Below are 18,672 nucleotides of genomic sequence, written 5' to 3' on the forward strand. Positions count from 1 at the left end.
TCTCGATTCATCCGGCTCCCATTATCCAGCCGAATAGAATATCCCCATTGTCCAGTGTTCAAATAGATGAGGCTCTTTGCGACCAAGAGCTGGTCCGCCGTTGAATGGTTGCCCGTTTTCAGATAAGAATGGTTGCAAATTGTAAGAAGAAGAAAGAAGACCTTTTTCTAAAGGGCGATGAAGTAAGTTCGTTACTAATACTCAAAAAAAGAGCATCGAGATTCTGAATCAAGTTCAGATATGCGATGTGACGTTTTCGAAATAACCAGCGTTATCATTCCCGTCATGACTTCTCAGTCGCCTCTCATGTCATCCCGAACTTGTTTCGGGATCTTTGGAGACAATTACAACGAATGAATATATAAGTGGAAGGATGACACAGCAAAGAACTGAATGTAGTGTTTTTACTTTTGGCACACCGCAGTTTGCAACTGCTCTTCATGAAAAACCAAGGACGGCTCTTCACGGTGCTTAGCAACTCTCAGCAAGTGCCCAGCGGCTCTCAAAACCGTGATGCTGAAACGAGCATCACGTGATTTCACGTTTTCAGAAAGCCCGCCGGGATACTGAAACAAGTTCAGACACGATGTGATGTATTCGCAGTCACAACAATGTAATCTCGAACTTGTTTAGGGATCTGCTTTTCGATCCAATCGAAGGACCGGCTTTCTGAGCATGATGGAACTCTTGACAATGAACGTGGACGCGGGGCGTTCACCGGCCAGCGGGTATTTGTTCTTAAGCGCACAGCGGCTCTTTCAAAGGATGGGACCATGCTCCTGGACGATGGACCAAGTACGTGTTTCTTGAGGATGACGGTATGTGAGGTTCTCGGAACGATCTTGATCTTCACACCTCTGTCCTCTGACCACGGTTTCAAACAAAAAGGAGAGTCAAAAAGACTCTCCTCTTGTATAACATCTGGGCGATACCTACTCTCGCATGCAGTTGCCCACATACTACCATCGGCCCGAGACGGCTTAACTGCCGGGTTCGGTATGGAGCCGGGTGTTTCCCGCCCCGGTATCTTCACCCAGAATATCTGCTCACTCAAGAGTACATAGGGAATTAAGGTAAAGGAATCGGATTATTAGTACTGGTCGACTGAACACTTCACAGTGCTTACATCTCCAGCCTATCTACGTCCTCTTCTCGAACGATCCTGAGAGACCTAGTCTTGAAGCGTGCTTCCCGCTTAGATGCTGTCAGCGGTTATCACTCATGAACGTAGCTACTCAGCTACTGCCGCTTGCACGACAACTGATTCACTAGAGGTTCACTAACCCCGGTCCTCTCGTACTAGGGGCTACCCTTCTCAAGTCTCCTACGCTCGCAACAGATAGGGACCGAACTGTCTCACGACGTTCTGAACCCAGCTCACGTACCGCTTTAATAGGCGAACAGCCTAACCCTTGGGACCTGCTCCAGCCCCAGGATGCGATGAGCCGACATCGAGGTGCCAAACACTGCCGTCGATATGAACTCTCGGGCAGTATAAGCCTGTTATCCCCAGGGTAGCTTTTATCCGTTGATCAACGGCCTTTCCACTCAGGGCCGCAGGGTCACTAGGGCCAGGTTTCCCTCCTGTTCGACCTGTCAGTCTCACAGTCAAGCTGGCTTTTGCCCTTACACTCTATGGTTGATTTCCAACCAACCTGAGCCAACCTTAGCGCGCCTCCGTTACTCTTTTGGAGGCGACCGCCCCAGTCAAACTGCCCACTTAGCAATGTCCTTGTTGTGCTCTCCACACTCTCAAGTTAGTACTCCGTTGTATAGAGGGTAGTATCCCACCGTTGGCTCCCCCGATCCTGGCGAACCGGGTTCTACGCCTCCTACCTATCCTGTACACCATACAACAAAGCACAATACCAAGCTACAGTAAAGCTCCATGGGGTCTTTCCGTCTAGTTGCGAGTCCTGGGCATCTTCACCCAGACTGAAATTTCACCGGGTCTCCTGTTGAGACAGTGCAGCGATCGTTACGCCATTCGTGCAGGTCGGAACTTACCCGACAAGGAATTTCGCTACCTTAGGACCGTTATAGTTACGGCCGCCGTTTACTGGGGCTTCGGTTCAAAGCTTCGCTTACGCTAACCTTTCCCCTTAACCTTCCAGCACTGGGCAGGCGTCAGACCCTATACGTCTTCTTCTCGAATTCGCAGAGCCCTGTGTTTTTGGTAAACAGTCGCCGCTGCCTTGTCACTGCGACTCCAGTCAGCTCTTAACCAACCAGAGTACCCCTTCTCCCTAAGTTACGGGGCTAATTTGCCTAGTTCCTTAACAGGAGTTATCCCGCTCCCCTTAGCCTTCTCAGCTTGCCTACCTGTGTCGGTTTTCAGAACGATTGGCTTAGCACTCAAACGCTTTGCGATGCTTTTCTAGACAGTGTGAACTCAACGTTGTTGCTCCCGAAGGAACTCCCATTCGTCCCTCACCCTCCCGCGGTGGATTTCCCTGCCGCGATCTCCGGACTCGAAACTTGGACGCACTATGCAACTAGTACGCAACGCCTATCCTCCTGTGTCACACCCCAAAACTCATGCTACGCCAGTACCGGAATATTAACCGGTTTCCCATCGGTTACCCCTTTCGGGTTCCCCTTAGGGTCTCGACTAACCCTGGGCGGACGAACCTTCCCCAGGTACCCTTAGGCTTTCGGGGGGAGAGATTCTCACTCTCCTTTCGTTTACTCATGCCTGCATTCTCTCTTGTGTCTCGTCCAACAGCCCTCACGGGTCTGCCTTCTCCCTACAACACAATGCTCCTCTACCAACAGTTTCCTGTTCCACAGCTTCGGAGGATAGCTTTAGCCCCCTTACATCTTCGGCGCGGTGAGTCTCGACTAGTGAGCTGTTACGCACTCTTTTAATGATGGCTGCTTCTAAGCCAACATCCTAGCTGTCTTTGACTCTCCACTTCCTTTAACACTTAGCTATCTCTCTGGGCCCTTAGCTGGTGGTCTGGGCTGTTTCCCTCTCGACTACGGACCTTATCGCTCGCAGTCTGTCTCCTGCACTTTGAGTAGAGGTATTCGGAGTTTGACTGGGGTTGGAGGTCGCCCCCCTAGCCCAATCAGTGCTCTACCCCCTCCACTAACCATGCAAGGCCGTGCTTAAACACGTTTCGAGGAGTACCAGATATCACCGAGTTCGGTTAGCTTTTCACTCCTATCCACAGGTCATCCAATAGCTTTTTACTGCTAACTGGTTCGGTCCTCCAGTGGGTGTTACCCCACCTTCAACCTGCCCATGGATAGCTCACCCGGTTTCGGGTCTATCGCAACTGACTTCCGCCCTGTTAAGACTCGGTTTCCCTTCGGCTTCTCCTATCTCGGATTAACCTCGCCAGTTACGGTAACTCGCAGGCTCATTAATCAAAAGGCACGCGGTCGCACTTTCGTGCTCCCACTTATCGTAGACTCACGGTTTCAGGTACTCTTTCACTCCCCTCCCGGGGTGCTTTTCACCTTTCCCTCACGGTACTTCTTCGCTATCGGTCAGCAGGTAGTATTTAGCCTTAGAGAGTGGTCTCCCCTAGATTCACGCGGGATTCCTCGTGCCCCGCGCTACTCGGGATATATACAAGGATAGCCTCTAACTTTCGCCTACAGGACTTTCACCTTCTCCGGTCTATCTTCCCAGATAGTTCGACTAGCCTTTGGCTTCTCCCGGCCCTGTACGGTCAGACCCGTATATATCCCTCTACCCCTATATAGCAACGCCCGTACGCTTACACTATATAGGTTTAGGCTCTTCCCGTTTCGCTCGCCGCTACTCAGGGAATCTCTTCGATTTCTTTTCCTCTCGCTACTAAGATGTTTCAGTTCGCAAGGTTCGCTTCCTTTTCAGGATACCAAGTATCTCTACCTGGTGGGTTTCCCCATTCGGGCATCCGCGCTTCTATGGTCGCTTGCACCTACACGCGGCTTTTCGCAGCTGGCCACGCCCTTCTTCGCCTCCCGCTACCTAGGCATCCTCCGTGAGCCCTTTATACCTTTACCTTCCTTCTTCCTTTGACTCGCTTCTACTTCTTTACTCCCTATGTACTTTTCAATGACCAGAAAAAATCACTCAAAGATGGATAGCAATCCTGTTAAACTCCTTAGAAAGGAGGTGATCCAGCCCCACCTTCCGGTAGGGCTACCTTGTTACGACTTAGCCCCCCTTGCCAATCCCACCCTAAACAAGCTCCCTCCTTTCGGTTAGGATACTCATCTTCAGGTGTTACCAACTCGGGTGGCTTGACGGGCGGTGTGTACAAGGCCCGGGAACGTATTCACCGCAGCTTGGCTGATCTGCGATTACTAGCGATTCCGGCTTCATGCAGGCGGGTTGCAGCCTGCAATCTGAACTGGGGGTTGGTTTGAGGATTTCCTCCACATCGCTGTCTCGGTCCCTTCTGTCCAACCCATTGTAGCGCGTGTGTCGCCCAAGATATAAGGGGCACGATACCTGACGTCATCCCCCCCTTCCTCCGCCTCGTCGGCGGCGGTCCTCTTAGAGTGCCCGGCCTTACCGCTGGCAACTAAGAGCAGGGGTTGCGCTCGTTGCGGGACTTAACCCAACACCTCACGGCACGAGCTGACGACGGCCGTGCACCACCTGTGCTGACTCCACACAAAGTGTGGTCGTTCCTCTTTCAATTCACTACTATCAGCATGTCAAACCTTGGTAAGGTCCTTCGCTTAGCATCGAATTAAACCACACGCTCCACCGCTTGTGCGGGCCCCCGTCAATTCCTTTGAGTTTCACCCTTGCGGGCGTACTCCCCAGGCGGTTCACTTATCGCGTTAGCTTTAGCACGGAAAGCTTTCCGCTCCCCACACCTAGTGAACATCGTTTAGGGCCAGGACTACCGGGGTATCTAATCCCGTTCGCTCCCCTGGCTTTCGAGCATCAGTGTCAGAACCGGCCCAGAAAACCACCTTCGTCACCGGCGTTCCTGCCAATATCTAAGGATTTTACCCCTACACTGGCAGTTCCGTCTTCCTCTACCGTCCTCAAGCCTGGCAGTTTCAACTGCAAGTCCGGAGTTGAGCTCCGGGTTTTCACAGTTGACATGTCAGGCCACCTACGCTCCCTTTACGCCCAGTGATTCCGGGTAACGCTCGCCCCCTACGTATTACCGCGGCTGCTGGCACGTAGTTAGCCGGGGCTTTCTAGTAAGGTACCATCCCTCCATGTAGCTTTCCACTCTACATGACATTTTTCCCTTACCACAGCAGTTTACAATCCGAAGACCTTCTTCCTGCACGCGGCGTCGCTAGATCAGAGTTGCCTCCATTATCTAAAATTCCGCACTGCTGCCTCCCGTAGGAGTAGGACCCGTATCTCAGTGTCCTTGTGGCCGGCCACGCTCTCACGCCGGCTATCCGTCGTTGCCTTGGTAGGCTCTTACCCCACCAACTAGCTGATGGTCCGCGGGCCGCTCCTCTGCCGATGCTGTTGCACCTTTCTCCTCTCGGTCTTATGCGGTATTAGCTGTCCTTTCGGTCAGTTATCCCCCTGCAGAAGGTACGTTCCCACGTGTTACTCACCCGTTCGCCACTCTATGTGTTGCCACATACCGTTCGACTTGCATGTGTCAAGCACGCCGCCAGCGTTCACCCTGAGCCAGGATCAAACCCTCCATCCATGACTCATTTTTTTGAAACTCGCTGGATTGCTATCCATTTTTCAATGACCCTTCTTCCTCGCTCGACCTTCTCGCTAACGCTAACTTCGCGTCAGCAATTCCTATACTACCAGTACCCCTTTCCATTGTCAAGTTACAGGTTCGTTTCCTCTATTCGCTTCTCAAGGTGAATTCACTTAAAAGGAAAAGAAAATCATAGGTAATCGGACAGCTCTGCCTCAATTTCCGTCAGAGTCTTGTTTTCAAGAATCGAAATTCTCATCGCTATTGGTGGATGAGTGCTCCAAAGGGATGCAAAGAATGAAGTCCTGTTGTTTATGCCTCTCTTTAGAGGATCGGAGATGAATAGATGGGCAGTGGCAACGTTGGCTGTCTGAAGTTTCGCCGAAGAGGTAACGATTTTCCTCAAGGCATTGGCAAGGCCCGAAGGATTCCTTGTCAACTCCACTGCGCGCGCGTCGGCGAAGTACTCTCTTGTTCTAGAAACGGCTAGCAGAGAGAGCCTGCCAATAAATGAAAAAAGCGCACCCAATCCAGCAACTGCCGCCAGGAAGGCGATTATTGCAAGAGCAGAATTATCGTTTTTCTTGGAGGAGCGTCTCGATCTCGTAGCAGCACCAATTGCGCCAAATCTGAGATAGGTGATCAGGGCCCTGAATGCAAGGAGCTGAACTATCACAACGGCCCCCAGTAGTGCGGAAATAAGCGTCATGAGAAGAATATCTCTGTTGACTATGTGACTCAGCTCATGCCCGATCACTCCGGAAGTTTCTTCACGATCGAGGTCCTTCAGAAGTCCGCTAGTCACACAAATAACTGAATCCTCCTGCTTCCTTCCAGTGGCAAACGCGTTGATCACGGAATCGTCATCGATTACGTACACTTCGGGAGGTTTTCCCATTCCTGCGGCGATCGACAGTTCATCTACTATGTTCTTGAGCTGCCGCTCCTCGGGGTCGTTCGCTTTGAGTTCGCGAGCTTTGACTGATCTGAGGACGATCTCCTTTCCTGAAGTCAGGGATATTAAGGTCTGTATAGATGCTATGGCCAAGAAAACCAAGGTAAATATGGGTAGTATTCCGAACACCAGATCAATAATCAGGCCAAATGCAATCATCATTACAAGGAAGACCATCACAAGGATGACGGTCTTCCTTACGTTCTTTCTGCTTTCCTCGTAGAAATCTACAGTAAAAGACATTGTCCTCAGAAATTGAGATCTACGTTGGGAGTTCCTCTTTCGGCTTCTGTGACTTCAAAGAGCGGGAAGGATTCGAACTTGCCCCCAAAGAAACCAACGATGACGTTATTAGGGAAGATCTCGATCTTTGTATTGAACTTGGTAGCAGAATCATTGAAGAACTGTCTTGCGTAAGAGATTTTGTTCTCCGTAGTAGTTAGTTCTTCCATCAATTGTGAGACGTTAGTGTTCGCCTTAAGATCAGGGTAGTTTTCGGCTATGGCAAGCAGTCTACCAAGCGCACCGCCGAGTTCCTGCTCAGCCTTGATCTTATCTCCAACTCCTTGAGCGGACACGGCCTTTGCTCTTGCCTGAATTACTTTGTCCAGGGTTTCCTGCTCGAATTTCATGTAGCCCTTCACTGAGTTGACAAGGTTCGGAATCAGATCATGTCTTCTCTTGAGCTGAACATCGATCTGCGACCAAGCATTCTCTACTCTCTTCTTCAGGGTGACTAAATTGTTGTAAACCCCGATGAGCCAAAGAGCCAAGACAACAATAATTCCAATTACAATGAAAAGAATGACCATTCAACCACCTCCAACGTATGGCTATTATACAGTATTGCCTCTTTCAATTATCTCTATGATCGATCCAATGTTATTGACAACTTCGTAACTATGTGAATCAGGTACCATGTCCGCTGTTGTTTCTCCAGACAAAACGAGATATGTGTCTACCCCGGCACTAAGACCGCACTCGATGTCCGTGTAAATTCTATCTCCAATCATCACTGTTTCCTCCGGACCATAGCCAAAGTCATCCATCACCATTTTCAGTATAGTCGGATCCGGCTTGCCTATAATGTTATCGGGCCGACGACCTGTGGAAGCTTCGAAAAGGCTCAAGAAGCTTCCAACATCAGGTACCGGTCCATCCTCCGTGGGGCAGTTGACATCTGGGTGAGTCGCTATGAAAGGAATGCCTTGCCTTATGAAGAGAGCAGCTTTCCGGATCCTCTCATAGTTTATTGTCGTATCGTATGCAAGAACTAATAATTCCGGGGAATTATCGTCTAAGTTCACTCCACTTTTTCTGAACATTTCCCTTACCGACGGCGTTGAGAGCAGAAATACTCTCTTATTTGGAAAATCTCGCTTCAAGAAGCTTATGGTAGCTTCGCCGGAGGTATAGACTTCGAAAAGAGTCCTATCAACTCCCATTTTGGTAAGTTTTCTGATATATTCTTCAGGTGTGCGTGATGAATTGTTGGTTAGAAACACGAGTTTCGAACCGAGACGATGAACAGCATTGGCAAATTCAAGACTGCCCTTAAGAAGTCCGTCGCCAAGGTAGAATGTTCCGTCCATATCCGAAACGAAGAGCCGTTTGTTTGTCAGCATCTCTTCCTCCGTTTTTCAGGTTGTTTTCATAAGCAGAGTATAATACAAAGGGTGAGATGAAATGAAAAGGAAATTCGAAAGAAAGTATTTCTTTATAATATTCATGATGGTCAGCGGCTTCTTCATATTCATTGCCCTGGGTAACGGATTCTGGAGAGAATCTGCCCCTTACAAGATAGATTCAGTCGAGATAAATGCAAAGCTCGACGAACAAGGTGATCTTCATGTTGAAGAGCTTTCTGTTTACATACTTTCCCGTAATAATCGCACGGCATCCAAAAAACTACACTTATCTTACCCTTCGGTTCTGAAGTCTTATTCGGTTGAAATTCCTAATGATGCTGGATTTGTGAAAGAGATCTCCTCTTCTCCGGGAGGTTTTGACGCCAGGATCTTCCTTGAACAGGAAGTGAGTGAGTTTGTCATGAATACCGAATACGTTATTTCGGGAGTCGTTGAGGTGGGTTCGGATATAGCTGTGTTAAGCTATAGATTCTGGGAACCGAATTCCGACGCTATGACAAGGGATATTTCTCTCGCTATGGAGCTTCCAGAAACGATAATTTCGAGACTTACAGAGGATGATATTTCTGTTAGACCATTTAAGGAAGCGAGTTTTGAAATTGAAGGAAACCTTGTCAAACTGCAAATGAAGTCGGTTCTTTCAAATGCTTCTGGCGAAATCAAGATCTCATTTCCGAAGAGCATTGCTAATACGATGCCAAATGCGGTCAATACAACTATAAGTAAAAGTGCATTGCGTAAGGAACATGAATCCGCTATGTTCCAGCAAGCCTTTCTTTCTGGTTTGATTGGCTTCCAAATAGCAGTTCCTTTCTTCGTGATCTTCTTCACATTCATACTTTTCGGGATCGAACCACAGGTGAAGTCTGAAATAGGCTACAGACTCTACGATGTGCCGGGTTACCTTCTCAATGCTGTAATCAAGAATCCCTTTCAGGAAATTGATCATAACGGGTTTCTATCTACGATTATGGAGATGCATAACAGTGGGGAGATACAGATTGGTGAGAACACAATATCTTTCGAAACAAGTGAAAAAGGAATTCCGACACAGCAAAAATGGGCTTTGCAGACGCTGAAATCTCTTAGAAGAAATGAGGATGGATCGATAGAGATCCCTGATGCAGAGAGCGACGCCTTTTCTTTTGACGAGTTCAAAGAACAATACGGTTTCTGGCGGAAGCATGCTATGCGTGTTGTAAAGTCGGGGCGGTTCTATGAGTATCTGGGTTCAACTGTAATGTCTGTGTTTTCTATATTGTATCTAATAATATGGTCACTGATATTGAAATTCGTCTTTGGGAACTGGCAAGTTTATCTCTCCTTCCCCGATGAATCGCTGGCGATTTCAATAGTCCTTTACGCCGATTGGTGTCTCGGCTGGCTACTTCTCGTTCTTCCAAAGAATATCTTTGCTCGGTGGACGCCTTCTGGAAGGTTGTTCTACATGGAATGGAAAAAAACCGAGAAGGAGCTTCTTTCAAAACAGTCATGGACTAATGATGACATTGCAAAGCTAGTTGCTCTTGGTCACTTACAGGACATTATTTCCAACAGGAAGAGAGTATCTGATCAACAGCTCACTTTGCTGCGCCAGCTACAAAGACTCGAGATGATTTTTAACAAGGTGAGACCTTGATTCCTACATTGAATTTGAGCTGATTAACCCGAAAGTGAACAGGGTTGACAACTGAAATTCTAATCCTTTATAATTAGTTTATGATACCCCTCGGGGGTAATGGAGGTGAAGAATCAAATGAACGCAAAGGTAATTGTGTATTCCACACCGTCTTGTCCTTGGTGTAAGAGAGCAAAGGACTATTTCAGAACCAATGGGATTCCTTTCAAGGACTACGATGTGAGCAAAGATAGAGCTAAAGCAGAAGAGATGGTAAAGAAGAGCGGACAGATGGGTGTTCCAGTCATAACTATTGGTAGTCAGGTAATAGTCGGGTTCGATAAGAATAGGATAGATAATTTGCTGGGAATCCACTAAGGTTAAATCATCAGACCATCTGCGGGCTTAGGCCCGCTTTGTTTTTTTACCGGGGTAGTGCTATTCTCTCAATATAGGGCAAAAAGACATATGTGCGATGTTGGAGGTGTAGTGTTGAAGAGGTATTTTGTTGCGCCCGGTAGAGTTAATGTCATTGGTGAACACACCGACTATAACCAGGGATTCGTTATGCCTGTCGCGATTGACAAATATGTATTACTGTCGATTGAGCGGACAGACGAGAGCGTCATTGCTTTGAGTTCTGCTGGAAGGGAGCCAGTCTCATTTCGGGAGGAAAGCATAGAAAAGACCGGCGATTGGAGTGACTATCTAAAAGGAGTTTTCTGGGTTTTGAAGGATAACCTTGGCGTTGACTTTGGAGGGATGAAGATCAAAATCAGCTCTAGCATCCCTGAAGGTGCCGGCCTCTCAAGCTCAGCTGCTCTTGAAGTTGCTCTTATCTTAGCGTTGAATTCGGTGTATGGACTTAAGCTGGGGGACAAAGAACTTTATAGTTTTGCTCAGCAGGCCGAAAATGAGTTTGTCGGTGTCCAGTGTGGAATTATGGATCAGTTTGCAGCCGTGATGGGAAAAAAGGACACGGCAATCTTCCTAGACACTCTCGAGATGCGCCACGAATATGTACCGTTAGAGCTTGGTGAATACACATTTGTCGTATTCGACTCCAAGGTTCATCATTCTCTCTCCAGTGGTAACTACAATACTCGAAGGGCCGAAGCAAATAAGGCTCTCGAAATACTCGGGAAGAACAGTTATCGAGAGGTCTCCATGATTGATCTCTTCCCTAACAGAGGTAAACTTGGTGATCTATACTACAGAAGAGCGCTACATGTTGTTTCTGAGAATATGAGGGTTCTAGAGGCCATGAAGATGATGTCGAACTCGAATTTCGAGAATCTCGGCCGAATATTGATTCAGTCCCACGAATCACTGGCTCTTGATTATGAAGTAACTTGCGAAGAGACTGATTTTATCGTTGACACTCTACGAGAAATTGGAGGTGTCTCCGGTGCAAGAATGATAGGAGCAGGATTCGGCGGTTCGGTACTCGCTTTATGTGAAAAGATTGAGATGAAAAAAATAGTTGAAGTCATGAAAATCAGATACAAAGAGAGATTTGGAATTGATCTCGACTCTTATGAAGTAAGACCGTCAGATGGAGCGAGAGAAGTGGATGCCACCTTCCCGCTTTAATATGTGTTTGGACAGTCGAGCAGAGAGTACTATTCCATCCGTCTCTTTGTAGTTCTTTCTAAGGAGGAGTTGCATGAAAGTCAATTTGGGTATTGTGGGTGCCGGAATAGCATCTAGGGAGCTCCATCTGCCCGCGTTGAGAAGACTGACCGAGTTATTCAAGATTACGGCCGTGAACAGCAGGACTAGAAGAAAGGCTGAGGAATTTGCCAAAATAGCTGGTGGCGATGTTGAGGTCTTTGATTCGTATGAAGAAATGCTGAATTCTGATGTTGTGGACGCTGTTGTGCTTGCAGTTCCAATTGCCTTGAATCCACAAATGATTGAGGCGGCAAGAAAGGCAAACAAGCCGGTTATCTGTGAGAAGCCAGTAGCGGCCACTACTAAGGAAGCCATCCGATTGTTGCATCTTCCAGGTAATACTCCCATTTATATAGCGGAGAATTACAGGCATATCGAGGTTTACAGAAAGGCCGAAATACTTATCAAGGAGGGAAGACTTGGCAAGCCTCTGGCATTCAGCTGGTTGAAGTGGGTAGATTTCGGGCAGGACAACAAATACGTTCAGACTAAGTGGAGGCAGACGCCTCAGCACATCGGTGGATTCATCTCTGATGGAGGGGTACATGATGTGGCCGCGCTTCGCAAGATTCTTGGTAACGTTGAGGAAGTAAGCGGCTTTTCGGAGAAGAATTTCGACTATCTTGGTGCTGAAAACTCCGCGGTCTTCAATATGACTCTGGGTTCCAATGTGATTGGTAACTATTCCGTCGTCTATGGCGCCCCCGCTTCTCTAAATAGATTTGAAATAGTCTGCACAGAAGGAATAGTCCAAGTTGACAAAGACGAAGCTACTCTTGAGATATATTCCAGCGACAGGGAGAAACTCTTTCTTAATAAAACAGATGGTTTTGCCGAAGAGTTTACTGATTTTCACAGGGTGTTAGAGGGTCAGATTAACTCTCTGGGATCAGTTGAAGAGGCAGTTATGGATCTTGCCACCATAGAAGCGGGACTCATTTCCGCAAAAGAGAAGAGAGTTGTAAGAGTTGACTCTTTGCTAAACGAAAGCTGAGATATATATGCGGGGATTCAACACAAGAGCAATTCACGCTGGTGAAGAGAAAAAGATAAACGATGCGGTTAGCACACCCATCTTTCAAACATCTAACTTCTTGGCAGATGACGTGAAGTACATGGACGAAAGCTCGGAAGTTCTTTACACAAGGGTTGGAAATCCCTCTATTGGAGTGGTAGAAAGAAAGCTATCGGATCTGTTCGGCGGAACTGGCGGCGTCTTCTTCTCATCTGGAATGGGTGCCATAACTACTGTTTTTCTGTCCATTCTCAAATCCGGAATGAACCTGGTGATCTCGAGAAATATCTATGGAGGAACGCAAAGCCTTATCTCCGATCTGCCGGGAATGGGAGTTGAGATAAGGAGATTCGATCAGTCACGAATTGATGAACTGGAAACTCTTATTGACGATAAGACGGGCATTGTGTATGTCGAGTCGATGTCGAATCCCGATTTGATTCTTTCAGACATTGAAGGGATTGCTCGAATTACTAGAGAAAAAGAAGCTGTTCTCGTAGTAGACAATACGTTTTTATCTCCGTATAATTTCAGGCCGCTCGAATACGGGGCAGACGTAGACATTCAGAGTCTGTCCAAGTATGTGAACGGGCATTCAGATGTCATTGCAGGGTTTGCCGCCTTCAAAGACAGTGGTCTGGAAAAAAGGGTAAGAAAGGTAATGATCAAATTGGGTACAAATGGGGCGCCCTTCGACGCTTTTCTGGTTGGCCGCGGGGCGAAGACTCTTGGCCCTAGGATGGAATTGCACAACAGAAATGCAAGAGAAGTGGCAGAATTTCTCTCGAAAAATCCAAAAGTACTTCGGGTTTCTTATCCTTCGTTGAAGGCAAGCGTACCGGCCTGTTTCTCTGAATGCAGGGGATTTGGAGGCGTAGTTTATCTCGAACTGGAAAGTTTGAGTGCAGCTAAATCGTTCATAAGAAGGAGCGAGCTGTTTCTTGAAGCTACTAGTCTTGCCGGTGTTGAGTCTCTTGCAACCATTCCCGTCTTGACAAGTCATGCTTCTTTGTCTGCCGAGCAGTTACGCGATGCAGGTCTTTCAGAAGGAGGTGTAAGACTCTCTGTCGGCATTGAGGATCTAGAGGATCTTCTGTCCGACCTAGATTTCGCTATGAAGGGAATTTAGTTGGCCTCGTCGCAGCTCTTTGCTGGAAAGAACGGAAGCTGAGAAATAAAGGAACTGAGCGTGAGAAGAAGCAAAGAAAACCGAAATGCAGGAATAAGAATATAAACGGCTTTCCTTATGAAGCTGTTGGTTAGACTGCGATTCAACTTACTTCTTCACCCGTCTATAATTGTCAACAAGCTGTGAGGTGATATGAAGTGCTGAAAATAAGGGTCTCTAGTATCGAGGAGTTCCTTCTGGCGGACAGAAAGGAATTCAAAATGGAGGCAGGCAATTTTGTTTATATATACGACTTCGAGAGACTTACCGATTCGCCGGGGATTCTCCTCCGGATTTCAGTAGTGAATAGATCTGATGCTCCGAAGAAAGTCGGAAAGATAGATCTTCTTGAAATAGAGGACGTTAGCGAACCCGTATATTACAATGGTTGGCAATCATGGCTACCATTCAAGGCTTACTGGGAACAACCGATTGTGGATCCTTTCGTTCAGTACGCCGATTCACATGAGATAAGTCTCTTCTCAGCAACACCTATTCCCGAAATCTTGAGGGAGGGAAGAAGACCAAGCGATTACTTCATTGCCACTGATGAGTTGGTTGTTGGATTTCTATCCAGCAGATTCTCGCATCAATACTTTCTCTGGAACGACGATCAGTGCAATATACGCGGCTCGGCAGATCTCTTTGGGGCTGAACTGGCGCCAGGTGAATCAGTTCAGCTCGAGAAGATGGTGATTTTTGGCAAAGACAGTTTGTGGAGTATGTTAGAGAATTATGCAAGTCTTATCAAGAAAAGCAACAAGGTCGAGTTCAACGATTTCAGCGGTGTCGGGTGGTGTAGTTGGTATCAATACTTCTCAGACATCACCTTTGAACAACTGTCAAAGAATATTCGGCTGCTCGCGGAAATTAGAGATCGAGAGAAAATCGATTATAGACTGGTTCAGCTTGACGACGGATACCAGGAGGATATTGGTGATTGGCTCGAAACAAACTCCAAATTTCCTGAATTGAAGGAAATCGCTTCCGAAATAAGAAAGAGGAAATTTTCGGCGGGTCTCTGGATTGCACCGTTTTCTGCGTCTGAAACTTCGAAAGTCTTCAGGGAACATCAGGATTGGTTCGTGAGAAACGAAGACGGCTCACCGAGAATTGCCTACAGGAACTGGGGAAAGAAGATATTTTCCCTGGATACTACGAATCCCAAGGTGCTTGAACACCTGAGAGATTTGATTGTCTCGATAAGGAGATCTGGTTTTGATTATCTGAAGATCGACTTTCTTTTCGCCGGTGCCATTCCCGGAAGGAGATACAGAGAGGACTGCGGTCCGATCGAGGCTTATAGAATAGGCATGAAGGCTATAAGAGATGCCGCCGGAAAAGATTGCTTCATTCTTGGTTGCGGCGCGCCGCTTCTCCCTTCGGTAGGATTTGTGGATGGTATGAGGATTGGATCTGATACCTCTCCACAATGGAACGGTGAAGCTATGGATATCGGTATTCCCAGTGCAAGGTTTTCACTAAGAAATGCTTATACAAGAGCATTTATGCATAGAAGACTTTGGCTTAATGATCCCGACACGGTCATATTGAGAAAGTGCGAAATGACTGAAGAAGAGAAGAGGATCTTCGCCTTGTCCGTGGGACTGCTTGATGGAATGATGATAAACAGCGACGATATGGAACTGGTTGATTCACAGGGAATCTCACTTCTAAAAGAAGCGATAATGCTAAAAGGAGGAGAACCTCGTGTCTTCCTTGACGGAATGAATAGTGTTTTTGCCACTTGCACTAGAAAGGCCAATTACTGCAATGTGACTTCATTTGTCAATCTTACTGACACGCCTAGACACTCCATAAAGCTCAAAGAGATGTATGAAAATTGGTCAGGAGTTAAGCCTCCGGTTAAGGAAGTCGAGCTTCCACCAAAAAGCATATGGATAGCAAAAAGTGATTCATGTGATATCTAGTACGAAAATTATATAAAGTAACAACGGGAAGATACCGCGAACTTCAAATGAAATCAGTTAACGCTGTCTCTTGGAGTAAGAATCCACACCGTTAGGGGAGGAACTTTGATCTCCCCACCAAAAAATGAAATAGTCTCTCCAGTCAAGTATTCTGTGAATTCACCTTCCATCGAAGGGCTGAAGAATGCAGCCTCTCGTGAGGGATTGGTTATTACTATTACTTCGTCAGTGGCCTTCCATCTTCTAAAAGAGAAAACCGGTCCTTCAGCGGCAATGACCTCATACTCGCCAGTGCGGATCGATTCGTGCGATCTTCTAAGATCTAACAAAGCCTTATAGAAATCGTGAACATCATGATTCCAGCGCTCTTCATCCCAGATCATTGGCGCTCTGTTTTCAGGGTCACGACCTCCTTTCATTCCTATCTCATCTCCATAGTAGATCACTGGACTGCCAATGAACGTCATCTGGAGAGCCACAGCGATCTTCATAAGGTCGATCTGATTGAAAGCAAGAGTAAGGATTCTTTCGGTGTCGTGACTGTCGAGAATATTCCATAGAGAATGAAGAGTCTGGGGTGGATAAGCATTCAGGTACAGATTTGTCATAGCAGCAAACTTAGCTGCGGAATTTCCGGCTCTGAACACGTATTCTACAACAGCATCCTTGAAAGGATAATTCATGACAGAATCGAAACTCTTACCTCTTAGCAGAGATCTAGCGTCACCCCAAAACTCAGCGACAAGTATCATCTCATCGTCTAAGCTTTTCAAAAGCGGTCTGAAAAAGTCGGTCCAGAATAGTGGGTCTACTTCTGTTGCGACGTCTAAACGCCAACCGCCAATTCCGTCGCAATCGTATTTCCTTACCAGTCTCTCAACGTATGATTGCCAATCTTTGTTAAGAGCGTTTATTTTCGGCATATATGCGTAGCCGTTCCACCCAACATATGTCATTGCCCTGTCCTGAACTTTTCTTATCGGAAAGCGTTTCACAAAATACCAGTCAACGTAGGGAGATTCTTCTCCCCTTTCTCTTAGATCCTTGAAGGCGAAAAAGTCGTATCCAGTGTGATTAAACACTCCGTCGAGAATGATCTTTACGTCGCTGTCATTGGCAGCGGTTAGAAGTTCCTCGAAGAGCTGGTCGTCTCCGAAATTGTCATCGATTTTCAGATAGTCTTCGGTGTCATATTTATGGCTTGAGGGGCTCTCGAAAATGGGATTGAGGTATATTGCATCTACCCCCAGTTCAAGTAAGTGATCGAAATGATCCAAAATCCCTTTGAGATCGCCACCAAAGAAACCGTCTCCTCCAAGATTTGCGTAATCGGGATCGGCATTCCATTCCTGAACGTTTGGCGGATCATTTCTCGGGTCTCCATTGGCAAATCTCTCCGGGAATATCTGATAGTATGTTGCTCCCTTTGACCAATCAGGGAGGTCGAAGTAGGAAATCGGAAGGCTCTCTTTCGAAAAACAGTAGGGAATTCGGGGTTTTCTGCAGAGTCCAAGAGAGTCGAGAAAGACAAGTCCAGAATCGGTCTGTATTTCGAAGTAGTATTCAAGTTCTTCGACGCTTAATCTTTCTGTGCGGTAGAAGCTCTGATTTCCAAAGTCCCGTAGATATTCAAGCGGGTAGCGTTCCCCATCAATTACGATTTTGGCTTCAAAAGGGACATCGGTCGGAGCCGAGACTGCAAAATAGTATTCATCATGGTTTATCGGGTTTAAATAATCCCTGTCTCCAACGCTGTGTCTGACAGAATCATGTAGGACCTCGAAATCCTCGACAATCATCACAGACATTTCTCTTTCATTCTCGTAAGATTTTTCATCGTTCCTTTCATCTGGGAAACTCGATTCCTCTGTGGTGAAATAGTAACGGTATCTACCAGGTTCAAGAGAAACCTCTGCTGTCCACCAATCGTTTTCCAGTCTCATCATTTCGAGTGTCATTGATTTTTCCATAACTACTACTGAAGGTGTGCTCTCCGATGTGGTCAAGAAAGATACTCCGCATCCTAATGTCATAACCGTTAAGAAAAGGATGATCATCATTTTCTTTACTAACATCATTTTGACTCCTCCCTTGTTTTTCTTCTCGCCAAGGCATTGGCACCCCAAACTCCCAGAAGAATTAGAGATATCCCAATTACCTGAAGTGGACCGAATCTCTCGCCTCTGAAGACAACTCCGGCCAAAAGAGATACGACAGTCGACAGATAAACGAATACCGTTGATCGCGACGCTTCAAGCTTAGAAAGCATGAAATTGATGAGGAAAAAGGCTCCGACCGATGACAAAGTGCCCAGATAAAGCGCTGCTATGGCAACCTGAGGTGTACCCAAGCCTAAAATGTAGAAAGAGAACTCTCCTTTTATCAAAGATGTTACCACAGCGATCAAAGTGAAAGAGATGAAACCCATAGTCATCATATGATATGTTATTTCCCATGCTTTAAACCTGACAGAAGCCTTTCTTGACAAAATATTGTAGAAGGCAGCTGAAACTGTGCTACCTAAAAGAATGATGGGTCCAAGGACACTGCCGCCCGTTGAAAGACCCTTCCCGGCTGTTATCAGAACTATTCCCAGTAGCGCGGTCAAGACTGAGAACACTTGAGGAGCGGCAAGTCTTTCCTTAAGAAAGACTCTGGCGAATATAAGAACGAATATCGGAATTGTCGAAAGCAGGATACCAGCTTCGGACGATGTCGACAGTGAGACTCCAACGTTCTCGAAGATGAAGTACATGACCGGTTGAACAAGACTGAGCAAAAGCAAATCCTTGAAAATAGACTTGTATGGCCTTACTTTGATTACACCCAACGCTCTCAGGAGAGAAATCGTCACGAAAGCGACTGAAAACCGGTACGAAAGAAAGTACATCGGATTTGTATATTCAAGAGCGTTTTTCGTAAACAAGAAGGAAAGACCAAATATCACCGAAGAACCAATGCCAGCAAAATAGGCCAGAAGTCTGTCCCTTTCTTTCTCTGCCATAAAACACCTCAATCAATAATAT

11 protein-coding genes and 3 rRNA genes are annotated in these 18,672 nt (G+C 46.7%); 6 read left to right on the forward strand and 8 right to left on the reverse strand.

Translation table 11 applies throughout. The annotated features are described in order from the left end of the window. Window positions 1-920: 920 nt before the first annotated feature. The 6 genes from rrf to THEBA_RS07700 form a co-directional block, all read right to left on the reverse strand. A 5S ribosomal RNA gene (rrf, locus tag THEBA_RS07675) occupies window positions 921-1,037 on the reverse strand. Between the two features lie 33 nt (window positions 1,038-1,070). Further along, a 23S ribosomal RNA gene (locus THEBA_RS07680) occupies window positions 1,071-3,999 on the reverse strand. Window positions 4,000-4,104: 105 nt separating this feature from the next. After that, window positions 4,105-5,633: ribosomal RNA gene (locus tag THEBA_RS07685) — 16S ribosomal RNA — on the reverse strand. Together the 16S, 23S and 5S rRNA genes form the textbook arrangement of a ribosomal RNA operon. Before the next feature lie 193 nt (window positions 5,634-5,826). Next, window positions 5,827-6,834 (reverse strand): M48 family metalloprotease, encoded by a 1,008-nt coding sequence (locus THEBA_RS07690; protein ID WP_014731119.1) that lies wholly within the window; start codon window positions 6,832-6,834, stop codon window positions 5,827-5,829. 5 nt (window positions 6,835-6,839) lie between these two features. After that, window positions 6,840-7,403 carry a LemA family protein gene (locus tag THEBA_RS07695; protein WP_014731120.1) on the reverse strand — a complete coding sequence of 188 codons (564 nt, stop codon included), beginning with the start codon at window positions 7,401-7,403 and terminating at the stop codon, window positions 6,840-6,842. 24 nt (window positions 7,404-7,427) lie between these two features. Then, complete coding sequence (locus THEBA_RS07700) at window positions 7,428-8,216, reverse strand: HAD-IIA family hydrolase (protein WP_014731121.1); 789 nt, start codon at window positions 8,214-8,216, stop codon at window positions 7,428-7,430. 61 nt (window positions 8,217-8,277) lie between these two features. Here THEBA_RS07700 and THEBA_RS07705 point away from each other — a divergent pair, with 61 nt between their 5' ends. From THEBA_RS07705 to THEBA_RS07730, 6 genes are all read left to right on the forward strand, one after another. Then, window positions 8,278-9,879 carry a DUF2207 family protein gene (locus tag THEBA_RS07705; RefSeq protein WP_014731122.1) on the forward strand — a complete coding sequence of 534 codons (1,602 nt, stop codon included), beginning with the start codon at window positions 8,278-8,280 and terminating at the stop codon, window positions 9,877-9,879. Between the two features lie 117 nt (window positions 9,880-9,996). Next, complete coding sequence (locus THEBA_RS07710; protein ID WP_006487118.1) at window positions 9,997-10,236, forward strand: glutaredoxin family protein; 240 nt, start codon at window positions 9,997-9,999, stop codon at window positions 10,234-10,236. Window positions 10,237-10,347: 111 nt separating this feature from the next. Further along, entirely contained in the window at window positions 10,348-11,451 is a 1,104-nt protein-coding gene (gene galK, locus THEBA_RS07715; protein WP_236609123.1) for a galactokinase, read from the forward strand. 73 nt (window positions 11,452-11,524) lie between these two features. Beyond that, window positions 11,525-12,526, forward strand: coding sequence for a Gfo/Idh/MocA family protein (locus tag THEBA_RS07720; protein WP_006487120.1), 1,002 nt, complete (start codon window positions 11,525-11,527; stop codon window positions 12,524-12,526). A 7-nt stretch (window positions 12,527-12,533) separates the two neighbouring features. Further along, entirely contained in the window at window positions 12,534-13,676 is a 1,143-nt protein-coding gene (locus THEBA_RS07725; protein WP_014731123.1) for a trans-sulfuration enzyme family protein, read from the forward strand. Between the two features lie 197 nt (window positions 13,677-13,873). Beyond that, window positions 13,874-15,646, forward strand: a complete 1,773-nt coding sequence (locus THEBA_RS07730) for a glycoside hydrolase family 36 protein (RefSeq protein ID WP_014731124.1) — start codon at window positions 13,874-13,876, stop codon at window positions 15,644-15,646. Between the two features lie 53 nt (window positions 15,647-15,699). Here THEBA_RS07730 and THEBA_RS07735 read toward each other — a convergent pair whose 3' ends face one another. Together THEBA_RS07735 and THEBA_RS07740 are read right to left on the reverse strand one after the other, a co-directional pair. Then, window positions 15,700-17,724, reverse strand: a complete 2,025-nt coding sequence (locus THEBA_RS07735; protein ID WP_006487125.1) for a glycoside hydrolase family 13 protein — start codon at window positions 17,722-17,724, stop codon at window positions 15,700-15,702. Then, window positions 17,721-18,650: a DMT family transporter gene (locus THEBA_RS07740; protein WP_014731125.1), complete on the reverse strand. Its 930-nt coding sequence runs from the start codon at window positions 18,648-18,650 to the stop codon at window positions 17,721-17,723. The genes THEBA_RS07735 and THEBA_RS07740 overlap by 4 nt, the downstream gene beginning before the upstream one ends. Window positions 18,651-18,672: the final 22 nt, after the last annotated feature.

This window comes from Mesotoga prima MesG1.Ag.4.2 (assembly GCF_000147715.2).
GTDB lineage: Bacteria > Thermotogota > Thermotogae > Petrotogales > Kosmotogaceae > Mesotoga > Mesotoga prima.